The following is an 11,693-nucleotide window of genomic DNA, read 5'->3' as shown; positions in this document are numbered from 1 at the left end:
GCCTTGCCTCAGGCCTGCTGCTTCGGCGCGGACAGTTGCATCGCGGTGCGCTTGATGGTCTTGGCGACCAGCAGCGCCTGCTCCTTGGTCAGAGCAAAATCCTGCACGCCCTTCTGCGTGGTCAGGGACAGGATCATCACCTCGGGCTGGTTCTCCGGCCAGCCGGTGGCGAAGCCGTGGACAAAATCGGCCGAGGTAGAACGCTGGGTCATGGGTCGAACTCCTTGCAAGCTGGCGGGCTTGTTGGCGGAAACCCGCCTTGCTGGCAAGACCCGCCGGCGTCGTCCGGGATCCCCCTAGCGCGCCGGCACGAAGGCCGTCACCTCGATCTCGACCTTGGCTCGGGCATCCACCAGCCCTGAGATGTAGAGCAGCGTTGACGGCGGAAAATGCCGCCCCAGCGTCTCGCGCCAGGCCGCCGCAATGCCGGCGCCCGCAGCCGCGTATTCCTCGCGGCTGGTCAGGTACCAGGTCAGCCGCACGATGTGCTCCGGCCCAGCACCCGCCTCGCGCAGCAGCGTGACGATCCGCTTCAGCGCCGCGCCGACCTGCGCGGCGAGATCGTCCGATTCGTATTCGCCCTGATCGTTGGTGCCGGTCTGGCCGGCCAGCACCAGCCACTGCCCAGGCCCGATGAACGCCACGCCGTGCGAGAAGCCCTTCGGCTTCGCCCAATCCGCCGGCTGCAAGGTCCGCATTGGTTTTCTCCCCTGAACGAGCCGACTGCCGCGGCTCTTGACCTGAACTTCGCGGATATCGGGGCACAGGCCATGGCGGAAATCAACCGCGCCGATACGCGCAGCGGTTGCCAAGCGCGGCACGGTCGCCGATACAGAACGCGGAAACGCCGCGGCGATCAGAACAGCAGAAAAAGCGCCCATGACCAGACAACCTTCGAAGAGCATGGCCGCGCTGTGGATGGCAGGCTGGCTCGGCCTGATGGTGGTCATCGCCGTCGCCGGCCGCGAGGCGGCGCGCGAGCTGCACCTGTTTCAGGTGATGGAACTGCGGTCGACGCTCGGGTTCCTGATGCTGTACCCGTTGATCCGGTCCGCCGGCGGCTTCGCCGCCATGGCGACGGCCCGGCCGTGGTCGCATATCGGCCGCAACCTGGTGCACTACGCGGCTCAATATTGCTGGTTCGCGGCGCTGCTGATGATCCCGATCGGTCAGGTCGTCGCGATCGAATTCACCATGCCGATCTGGATCGCGATCCTCGCCGCGATCTTTCTCGGCGAACGGCTCAATCTCGGGAAGATCACAGCGGTCGTGCTCGGCCTGATCGGTGTCATCGTCATCGTGCGCCCCGCCACGGGGACGGTGGAGCCCGGCCAGTTGATCGCGCTCGCCGCCGCATTCGGCTTTGCGATCTCGATCACCATCGTGAAATCGCTGACCCGCACCGACAGCACGCTGACGATCATGTTCTGGATGCTGATCATCCAGTCGGCGCTCGGCTTCCTGCCTGCGCTCTATGTGTGGCAATGGCCGTCGTCGACCGGCTGGATCTGGATCGTGGTCATCGCGTTCTGCGGCACGTTCTCGCACTACTGCATGGCCCGCGCGCTGACTTACGCCGATGCAACCATCGTCATCCCGATGGATTTCCTGCGCGTGCCGCTGACCGCGACCGCCGGCTGGCTGCTCTACGGCGAGCGGCTGGACCTGTACACCGTGCTCGGCGCGGTCCTGATCCTCTCCGGCAATCTGCTCAACCTGCGCAGCGCGCCGCGTGCGCCCGCCGGCAAGCCCGCGTAGTAGACGTCCAGGCCGCGAATATCAGCTGCTTAGAGGCCGGCGGCCTTGCGCAGCGCGGCGTTGATGCGGTCCTGCCAGCCGGGGCCTTCGGACTGGAAGTGTTCCAGCACGTCCTGATCGATCCGCAACGACACCATTTCCTTCACGCCTGGCAGGCCCTGCCGTTTCACCACCGGGGCCTCGACGGGCTTCGTCGTCACTTTCTTGAAAGCAGCTTCAGCTTCGGTGCGGGCATCGTTCAGGGTGCGCGGGCGGCGGGGGGGCTGAGACATGGTCTTCCTCTTCGGCGATTAGTTAGTCAGCAGCGCTGACGGATGTGGGGCGACGCAACGAACTGACACAAAGCATATCCGACTTGGTAACTAACTGTTTACGCCACGCACGCCGATGTGCCGCACGATTGCACAATCTGCGCAAGCGATGCGCAGCAAAGGCTCCGCAAAACACCGTTGCATCGCGAGCGCTGCAGCGCAGAATCGAATTTCGCGAAACGAACGCATTTCTGTTGCGACATCGTCAGAGTTCCGGGTGTATAGTTCGTGCAACTCGGAAGTTCAGCCCCACTGGATGTTGAGGAGGTCACGATGCCAGCGTTCGCTGAGTTCCTGTCGACCAAAACCCCTCGTCCGGCGCCGCGTGGTTGCGATCTGCCGGCCTGCCCGGTTTGCGCAGATTCGATGATCGCGGCCGAGGCCTCGGCGTATCTGACCGAGAACATCATCAGCTATCTGTGGACCTGCGACACCTGCGGTTACGGCTTCGTGACCAAGCATGCGCTGAAGCGCTTCACCTGTAATTGATTGCGCGGCGTCGCGCGTCGTCATGACGCGCTGGCGTGAGGCGCAATGTCGCCACGCGCCCATCCCTGCTTCGTCTGCGCGCGAAATGCCTCGAATGTACCGGCCGCAATGGCCGCACGCATATCGCGCATCATGTGCTGATAGTATCCGATGTTGATCTCGGACAGCAGCATCGCACCGAGCGTTTCGCCAGACTTGATCAAATGATGCAGATAGGCCCGCGAACAGTTGCGGGTCGAGGGCCAGTCGCTCGTCTCGTCGAGCGGGCGCGGATCGTCGGCGTGGCGCGCGTTACGCAGGTTGACCGGACCGAACTTCGTGAACGCGACGCCGTGGCGGCCGTTTCGTGTCGGCATCACGCAGTCGAACATATCGATGCCGCGCGCCACCGCTTCGAGAATGTCCTCCGGCGTGCCGACGCCCATCAGATAGCGCGGCCGGTCGGTGGGTAGGATCGGCGCCGCCTCCTCGATCATCGCCAACATCACCTCTTGCGGCTCGCCGACCGCGAGGCCGCCGATCGCGTAGCCGTGGAAGCCGAGCTCGATCAGGCCGCGCGCCGAAGCGTGACGAAGCTCGGGGACGTCGCCGCCCTGCACGATGCCGAACAGCATATGCCCTTGCGGCGCGCGCTCGAAAGCCCGCTTGCAGCGCTCGGCCCAGCGCAGCGACAGCTGCATCGCGCGATCGATGTCGGCGTGTTCCGCCGGCAGCCGCACGCATTCGTCGAGCTGCATGGCGATGTCGCTGCCGAGCAGAAGCTGCACCTCGATGGCGCGCTCCGGCGACAGCTCGATCGCGGCGCCGTCGATATGCGAGCGGAAGGTGACCGCCTTTTCGGAGACTTTGCGGAGCTGCGCCAGCGACATCACCTGAAAGCCGCCACTGTCGGTCAGCATCGGACCGTTCCAGGTGGTGAAGCGCTGCAGCCCGCCGAGCGCCGCGATCCGCTCGGCGCCCGGCCGCAGCATCAGATGATAGGTGTTGCCGAGCACGATATCGGCGCCGGCGTCGCGGACTTCGCGCCAGTGCAGCCCCTTCATCGCGCCGGCGGTGCCGACCGGCATGAAGGCCGGCGTGCGCACCACGCCGTGCGGCGTCGTCAGCTGGCCGGTGCGCGCTGCGCCGTCGGTCCCGAGCAGTTCGAAATGGTTCGGCACGCTCATGCGGGCTCCCGGAACAGCAGGCTGGCGTCGCCATAGGAGTAGAAGCGATAGCCGGATTCGATGGCGTGGCGGTAGGCCGCCTGCATCGTGTCGAGGCCGCTGAATGCCGACACCAGCATGAACAGCGTCGAGCGCGGCAGGTGGAAATTGGTCATCAGGATATCGACGGCGTGGAAGCGATAGCCCGGCGTGATGAAGATCGAGGTCTCGTCGGCGAACGGCGCGATCATGCCGTCCGGGCGCGCGGCGCTTTCCAGCAGCCGCAGCGAGGTGGTGCCGACCGCGACGATCCGGCCGCCCTGCGCGCGCGCCGCGTTGAGCGCGTCGGCCGTGGCCTTGCTGATCGTGCCCCACTCGGCGTGCATCTTGTGCTCGGCCGTGTCGTCGGCCTTCACCGGCAGGAATGTCCCGGCCCCGACATGCAGCGTCACCCGGTGCACCGTCACGCCGCGCTCGGCCAGGGCCGCATCCAGCTCGGGCGTGAAGTGCAGCCCCGCGGTCGGGGCCGCGACGGCGCCCTCCTTGGCGGCAAACATGGTCTGATAGTCCGCGGCGTCCTGCGCGTCCGGCGCGCGCTTCGACGCGATGTAGGGCGGCAGCGGCGTCGCGCCGAGTTCGGCAATCGCCTGGTCGAGCGCGGGGCCGTGAAAGCTGAAGCTCAGCGTCACCTCGCCGGCATCGCCCTTGGCCTCGACGGTGGCGTCGAGATGGCCCAGCAGGCAGACCCGGTCGTCGTGGCCGAACCGAACGACGTCGCCTTCGCTGAGCTTTTTCGCCGGCCTCACCAGCGCCTGCCAGCGCGAACCGTCGAGCCGTTTGATCAGCGTCGCGTCGATCTTCGGCTCGGTGGGGCGGCCGATCCGGCGGCCGGAGAGCTGCGCCGCGATCACTCGCGTGTCGTTGACGACGAGCTGATCGCCGGGGGCAAGCAGCCCCGGCAGATCGCGCACGATACGATCCTCGAGCGGTCCCCCCGGACGCACCACCAGCATCCGCGCAGCATCGCGCGGCGACACCGGCCGCAGCGCGATGTTCTCCGCCGGCAGATCGAAGTCGAACAGGTCGGTGCGCATGAGGGGGTTAAACCCGGAGTGCGCCTCGTTCTGAGGAGCCGCGGCAAAGCTCGAAGAGCTTCGCCGCGGCGACTCGAAGGACGAGGTATCCGCGGCGCTCATGGTTCGAGACGCGCGCTGCGCGCGCTCCTCACCATGAGGACATCACAAGTGGCTTAAGCCGCGTCGGCGGCGATCGAGGCCTTGACGATCTTGTCGGGGTTCTGCACCGGCTCGCCGCGCTTGATCTTGTCGACGTTCTCCATGCCTTCGATCACCTTGCCCCACACGGTGTACTGGTTGTCGAGGAAGCGGGCGTCGTCGAAGCAGATGAAGAACTGGCTGTCGCCGGAATCCGGATTGGCGGCGCGGGCCATCGAGGCGGTGCCGCGGACGTGCGGCTCCTTGTTGAACTCGGCCTTGAGCTTCTTGCCCGAGCCGCCGGTGCCGGTGCCCTGCGGGCAGCCGGTCTGCGCCATGAAGCCCTCGATCACGCGGTGGAACACGATGCCGTCGTAGAAGCCCTCGCGCACCAGCTCCTTGATGCGGGCGACGTGGTTCGGCGCGAGGTCGGGGCGCATCTCGATCTTCACCGGGCCCTGGGTGGTTTCGAGGATCAGGATGTTGTCGTTGTCAGCCATGGTCTCTTCTCATCTGGTTTGGGGAATGTCCTGCGATCGAAGAACCGCAGCGTGAAGGCGCCGTCGTCCTGCGATGGCGTGGCCGATGCCGCCTTGCGACGACAAAAGCGTGAACGGAGCTATCTGTTTCTATTTTTGCGATCGGACGCGCTGTGCCGGGATGAGCCGGCAGGGCGCGTTGCAGCCGATTACTTGATGTCGGAGGCGACTTGCACCTTGACCATCTTGTCCGGGTCGGTCACCGAGCCGCCGGGCGAGCCGGCCGAAGCCTTCTTCAGCTTGTCGACCACGTCCATGCCGGACACCACCTGCCCGATCACGGTGTACTGGCCGTTGAGGCTGGGACCGTCGTCGAACATGATGAAGAACTGCGAGTTGGCGCTGTCGACGCTGTCGCCGCGGCGGGCCATGCCGACGATGCCGCGCTTGAACGGCACGATGGAGAATTCCTGCTTCAGGTTCGGATATTTCGAGCCGCCGGTGCCGTTGAACTTCTCGCCGTCGCCGGTCTGCGCCATGAAGCCGGCCATCACCCGGTGGAACGGCACGTTGTTGTAGAAGCCGTCGCGCGCCAGCTGCTTGATCCGCTCGGCGTGCTGCGGAGCGATGTCGGGGCGAAGCTGGATGACGATGCGGCCCTTGGTGCTGTCGATGACGATCGCATTGGCCTTGTCGAGATTGGCCGGCAGCGGCTGCGCCAGCGCCGGCACGGCGAACAGCAGCGCGGCGAAAAGGCCCATCAAACGGATCATGGAAACTCCGATCGGAAAAGAAGCCGGCTAGCCGGCGAGTTTGGATTTCAGGCTGGCCGCGACTTCCGGCGGCACGAAGGCCGAGACGTCGCCGCCCATCGCAGCGATCTGCCGCACCAGTGTGGCGGTGATCGGGCGGACGCCGACGGAGGCCGGCACGAACACGGTGTGGATCGTCGGCGCCATGGTCTCGTTCATGCCGGCGATCTGCATCTCGTAGTCGAGATCGGTGCCGTCACGCAGGCCGCGGATCATGATCGTCGCGCCGACCTGCTGGGCCGAGGTCACGGTGAGGTTGTCGTAGGTGGTACAATCAAACTCACAACCGGCCTGCCGGGCGACGGGCTCGAACACCGTGCGCACCATTGCGAGGCGTTCCTCGGTGGTGAACAGCGGCTTCTTGCCGGGATGGATGCCGATCGCCACCACAAGTTTGTCACATAACGCGACCGCGTGGCGGACGACGTCGAGATGACCATTGGTGACGGGATCGAAGGAGCCGGGATACAGCGCGATACGGGACATACTTCCGTCTAGCGCGGCAGCAGGAAGCCCGCAAGCCAGTGTGGTTCCGGCCCGATGCGGGCTTTTATTTCGCTCTGCGGATCGAACCGAATAGCCGGCTCAAACGTCTATCAGGGGACAAGCGGGCCGCTGAAAACATTACGGTTTTTCCCGGAGTGTTTCGCGGAACCCGGGCAGGAGAAACAATCGGCGGCGCGATGAAACGCAATAGCGCGGCGACGAAGACGTTCTGAAACCGGCCTCGGTTACACCACCCGCACTGGGAAGCGACAAACAAGTCCGGCCACAAGGCACAAACCAACGCCAGGCCGGGCAGGAACACAGGGGACCGCTATGATCAAGGCTCTTTCCGCAGTCGCCGTTGCAGCGTTCGTGGCCGCCGCTCTCACCATCCTGCCGGGCTTCGCGCCGCGCGTCGAAGCCAGCGTGCCGGTCGCGCTCGCCAAGGGTGATCGCCTCGACATCCGCCCGGTGGGGACCAGCTGTTCCGAGCAGGCTTGGCCGAATTTCGAGCCGTCCTGCCTGCGCAGCGTCGATCGCCGAAACGCGGCGATCCAGCAGGCCCGCCTCGTGACCGCGGAACGCCCTTGAGGCTTGCGCGTTAACGCCAAGAGATTTCCAAGCGCTTTCCCTCCAGGAGCGCTCTCTGAAGGCCCTCGGTGTGCCCGCCGGGGGCCTTTCGATTCGGGGTAACCCGGCGGCCGATCAGCCGCCGTTGCCGTTTTCAGCTTCTTCCGCTTCCGGAATATGCTCGACCGAGACGACCTTCTCGTCGTCGGCAGTATCGAACACGATCACGCCCTGCGTCGAGCGTCCGGCGACGCGAATGCCTTCCACCGGGCAGCGGATCAATTGGCCGGCGTCGGTCACCAGCATGATCTGGTCCGAATCCTCGACCGGGAACGACGCCACCAGTTTGCCATTGCGGCCATTCACCGACATCGCGCCGATGCCTTTGCCGCCGCGGCCCGTCGTCCGGTACTCGAACGACGAGGTGCGCTTGCCGTAGCCGTTCTCCGAAATCGTCAGCACGAATTGCTCGGACGCCGACATCTCGGCGTAGCGCTCGACGCTGAGCGACGTCACGGCCTCGCCCTCCTCGGCTTCGACCTCGGGCGTCTCGACGACTTCAACGTCCTCGCCTGTCGCGGCACGGCGGCTGGCGCCGGACTGCTTCAGGTAGGTCGTGCGCTCGGCCGGCGTCGCCTCGAAGTGGCGCAGGATGCTGAGCGAGATCACCTTGTCACCGGAGGCGAGCGCGATGCCGCGCACGCCCATCGAGGTGCGACCGCTGAACACGCGGACGTCCGGCACCGGGAAGCGGATGCACTGGCCGCCAGCGGCGGTCAGCAGCACGTCGTCACGCTCGGTGCAGATCTGCACGTCGACGATCGCCTCGCCGTCGTCGAGTTTCATCGCGATGATGCCGGAGCGGCGGACATCGACGAAGTCCGACAGCTTGTTGCGGCGGACGTTGCCGCCGGTGGTGGCGAACATCACGTCCAGCGCGGCCCAGGACTCCTCGTCCTCCGGCAGCGGCATGATCGTGGTGATACGCTCGCCCTGCTCCAGCGGCAGGATGTTGATCAGCGCCTTGCCGCGGCCGTTCGGCGGCGCCACCGGCAGCCGCCAGACCTTCTCCTTGTAGACCTGGCCGCGCGACGAGAAGAACAGCACGGGCGTATGCGTCGAGGCGACGAACAGCCGCGAGACGAAATCCTCCTCGCGCGTCGCCATGCCGGAGCGGCCCTTGCCGCCGCGGCGCTGAGCCCGATAGGTCGACAGCGGCACGCGCTTGACGTAGCCGGCGTGCGACACGGTCACGACCATGTCCTCGCGCTGGATCAGGTCTTCGTCTTCGACCTCGCCTTCTTGCTCGATGATCGTGGTCTTGCGCGGCGTGGCGAACTCCACCTTCACGGCGCCGAGTTCATCCTTGACGATCGTCTGCACCCGCGCGCGCGAGCGCAGGATGTCGAGATAGTCCGCGATCTCGAGCGCAAGCTTGTCGAGCTCGTCGGAAATCTCCTCGCGGCCCAGCGCGGTGAGACGCTGCAGCCGCAGATCGAGGATGGCTTTGGCCTGCTCGAACGACAGCCGTGCCGTGCCGTCCGGATTGAGCTTGTGGCGCGGATCGTCGATCAGCGTGATCATCGCCGCGACGTCGGCCGCCGGCCAGTCGCGCGACATCAAGGTCTCTCGCGCCGTGTTCGGATCGGGCGAATTGCGAATGACCCTGATGATCTCGTCGATATTCGCCACCGCGATCGCGAGGCCGACCAGGATATGGGCGCGGTCGCGCGCCTTGTTGAGAAGGAACTTGGTGCGGCGGGTGACGACCTGTTCGCGGAACGCGACGAAGACCTGCAACAGGTCTTTCAAGTTCATTAGTTGCGGCCGGCCGCCGTCGAGCGCCACCATGTTGGCGCCGAAATTGGTCTGCAGCGGCGTGAACTTGTACAGCTGGTTCAGCACCACTTCGGGCACCGCGTCGCGTCGCAATTCGATCACCACACGGAAGCCGTCGCGGTCGGATTCATCGCGCAGATCCGAGATGCCCTCGATCTTCTTCTCGCGCACCAGTTCGGCAATGCGCTCGACCATGGTGGCCTTGTTCACCTGGTACGGGATCTCCGAGACGATGATCGCCTCGCGATCCTTGCGCACCGTTTCGATCTCGACCTTGCCGCGCATCACAATCGAGCCGCGACCGGTGTTGTAGGCGGAGCGAATGCCGGCGCGGCCGAGGATGATGCCGCCGGTCGGGAAGTCGGGGCCCGGGATGATGCCGTTGAGGTCTTCGATCGACAGCGCCGGATCGTCGATCAGTGCGATGCAGGCGTCGATCACTTCGCCGAGGTTGTGCGGCGGAATGTTGGTCGCCATGCCGACCGCGATGCCGCCGGCGCCGTTGACCAGGAGGTTCGGAAACTTCGCCGGAAGGACATGCGGCTCCCGCTCGGAGCCGTCGTAGTTCGGCTGGAAGTCGACCGTGTCCTTGTCGATGTCGTCGAGCAGCGACTGCGCGATCTTGGTCAGGCGGGATTCGGTGTAGCGCATCGCCGCGGGCATATCGCCGTCGACCGAACCGAAATTGCCCTGACCGTCGATCAACGGCACGCGCATCGAGAAGTCCTGCGCCATGCGGACCAGCGCGTCGTACACCGACTGGTCGCCGTGCGGATGATACTTACCGATGACGTCGCCGACCGTGCGCGCCGACTTGCGATACGGCTTGTTCCACTCGAAGCCGTTCTCGTACATGCCGTACAGAATGCGCCGGTGCACCGGCTTCAACCCGTCGCGGGCATCCGGCAGCGCACGCGCCACGATCACGCTCATCGCGTAATCGAGGTAGCTCCGCTTCATCTCGTCGAGGATGGAAACGGGGCGGATATCCGAGGGCGCCTGCGGCTCCCCGGTCTTCTCGTCGTCTTTGTCGGACAAAGGTGAGTTCCGGTCAGAATCTGATGCGACTCATATACCGCATCGGGCCGGCGCAAGCCACCCTCACCGGCTCAGTTTCGCAGGTTTTTCCTGTCGTTTTTCCAATGACTTAGCGGCCATTCAGAAGAACCGATCGAAGCGTCTCGCAGGATACCCGGCGCGCCGTCCGGGAAGCTGGTTATTCTTCGCGCACCACGGCCTGGAAACGCTCGATAATGGCGTCACGTTTGGTCTCGTCGGCGCGCACCGTCATCACGTAGCGACCGTCCTGCAATTGCTTCGACAGCACCTCGGCGTTGCGATGCAGCCAGCTGACGCCGGCGCCATCGGCGGCGTCGATCGTCAGGTCGAGTACCGTGCGCGTCGCCGCGAGGCGCTGCTCGATCGCGAGGAGCAGATCGTCGACGCCCTCGCCGCTGACCGCGGAGACGAGAAACACCGGGTGTTCCTGGTCGCGCCGAGCGGCGATATTAGCCAGGTTTTCGCGCTGCTCGGGCTCGAAGCGATCGATCTTGTTCCAGACTTCGAGGATGCGGCCGCCACCTGCATCGACGCCCAGCTGGCGCAGGACGGTGTCGACGTCGCGCTCCTGGGCTTCGGCGTCTTCGTGGCTGATATCGCGAACGTGCAGGATCAGGTCGGCTTCCAGAACCTCTTCCAGCGTGGCGCGGAAGGCCGCGACGAGCTGGGTCGGCAGGTTGGAAATGAAGCCCACGGTGTCCGACAACATCGCCTTTCCACCATGAGGCAAACTCAAGGCACGCAGCGTCGGGTCGAGGGTCGCGAACAGCATGTCGGCCGCCTGCACGTCGGCGCGGGTCAGCCGGTTGAACAGCGTCGACTTGCCGGCATTCGTATACCCTACCAGCGCCACGACCCGATACGGTACCCGCTGCCGGCCGGCGCGGTGCAGCCGGCGTGTCGCCTGGACCTTCTTGAGCTCGTTCTCCAGCCGGGTGATGCGCTCGCCGATCAGGCGGCGGTCGGCTTCGATCTGGGTCTCGCCGGGGCCGCCCATGAAGCCGAAGCCGCCGCGCTGGCGTTCGAGGTGGGTCCAGGACCGGACCAGCCGCGAGCGCTGATAGTTGAGATGGGCGAGCTCGACCTGCAGCGCACCTTCCTTGGTCTTGGCGCGGCGCCCGAAGATTTCCAGGATCAGGCCGGTGCGATCGAGCACCTTGGTGTTCCAGGCCTTCTCCAGATTGCGCTGCTGGATCGGCGACAGCGCGCAATCCATCACCACCAGGTCGGCGTGATGCGCGGCGATGACGCCGACGATTTCCTCGACCTTGCCCTTGCCCAGATAGGTGGCGGGCCGGATCTGGCTGATCGGCGTCAGCACCGCCTCGGCGATATCGAGATCGATGGCGCGCGCCAACCCCGCCGCCTCGTCGAGGCGGGCGTCGTTGTCACGCACGGCACGGTGGTCGACGGCGTCGGGATCGCCTTTGCGCACACGGAGATACGGCCCGACGACAATCACGCGTCCGGTCTGGCCGTCTGCCGACCCCTGCGGGCGGTCGGCGCCCCCGTCGAAGCTACGGGGTTCCAA

The 11,693-nt window shown here is 65.6% G+C and carries 13 protein-coding genes; 3 read left to right on the top strand and 10 right to left on the bottom strand.

The annotated features are described in order from the left end of the window. Positions 1-8: 8 nt before the first annotated feature. Complete coding sequence (locus tag ACFFJ6_RS20290) at positions 9-212, bottom strand: hypothetical protein (RefSeq protein ID WP_378391196.1); 204 nt, start codon at positions 210-212, stop codon at positions 9-11. 84 nt (positions 213-296) lie between these two features. Next, complete coding sequence (locus ACFFJ6_RS20285; RefSeq protein WP_378391194.1) at positions 297-698, bottom strand: RidA family protein; 402 nt, start codon at positions 696-698, stop codon at positions 297-299. Between the two features lie 181 nt (positions 699-879). Here ACFFJ6_RS20285 and ACFFJ6_RS20280 point away from each other — a divergent pair, with 181 nt between their 5' ends. Beyond that, entirely contained in the window at positions 880-1,758 is an 879-nt protein-coding gene (locus ACFFJ6_RS20280) for a DMT family transporter (RefSeq protein WP_378391192.1), read from the top strand. A 29-nt stretch (positions 1,759-1,787) separates the two neighbouring features. Here the strand turns inward: ACFFJ6_RS20280 and ACFFJ6_RS20275 are convergent, their stop codons facing one another. Further along, entirely contained in the window at positions 1,788-2,030 is a 243-nt protein-coding gene (locus ACFFJ6_RS20275; RefSeq protein WP_378391190.1) for a BrnA antitoxin family protein, read from the bottom strand. A 312-nt stretch (positions 2,031-2,342) separates the two neighbouring features. Between ACFFJ6_RS20275 and ACFFJ6_RS20270 the strand changes: the two genes are divergently transcribed. Beyond that, a complete protein-coding gene (locus ACFFJ6_RS20270; RefSeq protein WP_378391188.1) occupies positions 2,343-2,558 on the top strand; it encodes a hypothetical protein in 216 nt (71 codons plus the stop codon). A gap of 20 nt (positions 2,559-2,578) precedes the next feature. Here the strand turns inward: ACFFJ6_RS20270 and tgt are convergent, their stop codons facing one another. The 5 genes from tgt to coaD all read right to left on the bottom strand — a co-directional run bounded on the left by tgt (position 2,579) and on the right by coaD (position 6,694). After that, positions 2,579-3,724: a tRNA guanosine(34) transglycosylase Tgt gene (gene tgt, locus ACFFJ6_RS20265; RefSeq protein ID WP_378391186.1), complete on the bottom strand. Its 1,146-nt coding sequence runs from the start codon at positions 3,722-3,724 to the stop codon at positions 2,579-2,581. Further along, positions 3,721-4,797 (bottom strand): tRNA preQ1(34) S-adenosylmethionine ribosyltransferase-isomerase QueA, encoded by a 1,077-nt coding sequence (queA, locus tag ACFFJ6_RS20260; protein ID WP_378391184.1) that lies wholly within the window; start codon positions 4,795-4,797, stop codon positions 3,721-3,723. Before queA ends, tgt begins: the two co-directional genes overlap by 4 nt. A gap of 155 nt (positions 4,798-4,952) precedes the next feature. Further along, complete coding sequence (locus ACFFJ6_RS20255) at positions 4,953-5,417, bottom strand: peptidylprolyl isomerase (RefSeq protein WP_378391182.1); 465 nt, start codon at positions 5,415-5,417, stop codon at positions 4,953-4,955. Between the two features lie 188 nt (positions 5,418-5,605). After that, the gene (locus tag ACFFJ6_RS20250; protein WP_378391180.1) at positions 5,606-6,169 is read right to left on the bottom strand and encodes a peptidylprolyl isomerase; all 564 of its coding nucleotides are present in this window, start codon (positions 6,167-6,169) and stop codon (positions 5,606-5,608) included. A gap of 27 nt (positions 6,170-6,196) precedes the next feature. Continuing rightward, positions 6,197-6,694, bottom strand: a complete 498-nt coding sequence (gene coaD / locus ACFFJ6_RS20245; protein ID WP_378391178.1) for a pantetheine-phosphate adenylyltransferase — start codon at positions 6,692-6,694, stop codon at positions 6,197-6,199. 333 nt (positions 6,695-7,027) lie between these two features. On the opposite strand from coaD, the gene ACFFJ6_RS20240 reads away from it, so the two are divergent. Further along, positions 7,028-7,285 (top strand): hypothetical protein, encoded by a 258-nt coding sequence (locus tag ACFFJ6_RS20240; RefSeq protein WP_378391176.1) that lies wholly within the window; start codon positions 7,028-7,030, stop codon positions 7,283-7,285. Positions 7,286-7,399: 114 nt separating this feature from the next. Here ACFFJ6_RS20240 and gyrA read toward each other — a convergent pair whose 3' ends face one another. Then, positions 7,400-10,141 (bottom strand): DNA gyrase subunit A, encoded by a 2,742-nt coding sequence (gene gyrA / locus ACFFJ6_RS20235; RefSeq protein ID WP_378391174.1) that lies wholly within the window; start codon positions 10,139-10,141, stop codon positions 7,400-7,402. Positions 10,142-10,319: 178 nt separating this feature from the next. Then, a complete protein-coding gene (gene hflX / locus ACFFJ6_RS20230) occupies positions 10,320-11,693 on the bottom strand; it encodes a GTPase HflX (protein WP_378391172.1) in 1,374 nt (457 codons plus the stop codon).

This window comes from Rhodopseudomonas telluris (assembly GCF_042432815.1).
Taxonomy (GTDB): domain Bacteria; phylum Pseudomonadota; class Alphaproteobacteria; order Rhizobiales; family Xanthobacteraceae; genus Rhodopseudomonas; species Rhodopseudomonas telluris.
This window is presented reverse-complemented; position numbering and strand designations above follow the sequence as displayed.

Coding starts and splice junctions, on each gene's coding strand:
- ACFFJ6_RS20290 (WP_378391196.1), bottom strand. CDS start 212: ATGACCCAGCGTTCTACCTCGGCCGATTTTGTCCACGGCTTCGCCACC.
- ACFFJ6_RS20285 (WP_378391194.1), bottom strand. CDS start 698: ATGCGGACCTTGCAGCCGGCGGATTGGGCGAAGCCGAAGGGCTTCTCG.
- ACFFJ6_RS20280 (WP_378391192.1), top strand. CDS start 880: ATGACCAGACAACCTTCGAAGAGCATGGCCGCGCTGTGGATGGCAGGC.
- ACFFJ6_RS20275 (WP_378391190.1), bottom strand. CDS start 2,030: ATGTCTCAGCCCCCCCGCCGCCCGCGCACCCTGAACGATGCCCGCACC.
- ACFFJ6_RS20270 (WP_378391188.1), top strand. CDS start 2,343: ATGCCAGCGTTCGCTGAGTTCCTGTCGACCAAAACCCCTCGTCCGGCG.
- tgt (WP_378391186.1), bottom strand. CDS start 3,724: ATGAGCGTGCCGAACCATTTCGAACTGCTCGGGACCGACGGCGCAGCG.
- queA (WP_378391184.1), bottom strand. CDS start 4,797: ATGCGCACCGACCTGTTCGACTTCGATCTGCCGGCGGAGAACATCGCG.
- ACFFJ6_RS20255 (WP_378391182.1), bottom strand. CDS start 5,417: ATGGCTGACAACGACAACATCCTGATCCTCGAAACCACCCAGGGCCCG.
- ACFFJ6_RS20250 (WP_378391180.1), bottom strand. CDS start 6,169: ATGATCCGTTTGATGGGCCTTTTCGCCGCGCTGCTGTTCGCCGTGCCG.
- coaD (WP_378391178.1), bottom strand. CDS start 6,694: ATGTCCCGTATCGCGCTGTATCCCGGCTCCTTCGATCCCGTCACCAAT.
- ACFFJ6_RS20240 (WP_378391176.1), top strand. CDS start 7,028: ATGATCAAGGCTCTTTCCGCAGTCGCCGTTGCAGCGTTCGTGGCCGCC.